Annotated in this window: 1 pseudogene; it reads left to right on the plus strand. The window is 36.6% G+C overall.

What is annotated here, in order from left to right:
- Positions 1-93: 93 nt before the first annotated feature.
- Positions 94-344, plus strand: a pseudogene (locus tag JKP73_RS22240) (amidohydrolase); the annotation flags it as partial.

Here is a 344-nt window from a genome sequence, read left to right on the forward strand (position 1 = left end):
TTATAGAAGAAGAACGAAATGGAAATTCTATTCCTACATTTGTTCCGTTAAGTGAAATCGGTCATTAATTAACAAAAAACGAGGTGAGCAAGGATGACAGTTGCAATTGATCGAACAACAAAATTAAAGGAACAAATTGCTGCGTATATTGATGCAAATTCAGAAAGATATATAGGAATAAGCCATGCAATCCATGAAAATCCAGAAATAGGAAATCAGGAAGTTTACGCAGCAAAAACACTAACTGATATTTTGGTAGAGGAAGGCCATGAGGTAGAAAAGGATATCGCAGGACATCCAACTGCCTTTATTGCCAGAAAAACGGGGAAAAACAAAGGGCGTAC

The sequence above is a fragment of the Virgibacillus salexigens genome (assembly GCF_014905415.1).
Taxonomy (GTDB): domain Bacteria; phylum Bacillota; class Bacilli; order Bacillales; family Amphibacillaceae; genus Virgibacillus; species Virgibacillus salexigens.